The sequence below is a fragment of the Pseudomonas sp. KB_15 genome, from assembly GCF_052114525.1.
GTDB lineage: Bacteria > Pseudomonadota > Gammaproteobacteria > Pseudomonadales > Pseudomonadaceae > Aquipseudomonas.
The window spans coordinates 1-470 of sequence record NZ_JBFREX010000193.1; the positions used below are offsets into that span (position 1 = coordinate 1).

The 470-nt window shown below is 62.6% G+C and carries 1 protein-coding gene; it reads right to left on the minus strand.

Annotated features, from left to right (window positions below):
- A partial coding sequence (locus tag AB4Z35_RS30410) for an acyl-CoA dehydrogenase family protein (RefSeq protein WP_442101216.1) occupies positions 1-366 on the minus strand: 366 nt, incomplete at its 3' end.
- Positions 367-470 lie beyond the last annotated feature (104 nt).

Sequence of the window (470 nt, forward strand, 5' to 3'; positions counted from 1 at the left end):
GTTGAACGCCGTGGCCAGCTTGACCTCGCCACCGGCTACCTGCTCAAGCAGGGCGTCCTGGCCGCCAGCCAGCTTCAGCGCATGCGCAGCCACCACGGTGGCGAAGTACGGCTCCACCACCAGGCCGCGGCCCAGTTCCTGCTGCACCACCATCATGTCGACGGCCGTGCCCGAGAAGCCGCCCTGCGCTTCCGGCACCGGCAGCGCGGTCAGGCCCAGTTCGACCAGCGCGCCCCAGGTGCCCTCGCCGTAACCAGCCTCGGCCTTGATGTTTTTCTTGCGCGACTCGAAGTCGTAGCTCTTGTCGATGAAGCGGCGGACGGCGTCGGCCAGTTGCTTCTGTTCGTCGCTGAGATTGAAGTTCATGTTGCGTGTCTCCTCACAGCCCCAGAATCATCTGGCTGATGATGTTCTTCTGAATTTCGTTGGACCCGCCGTAGATGGAGGTCTTGCGATAGTTGAAGTAGTAC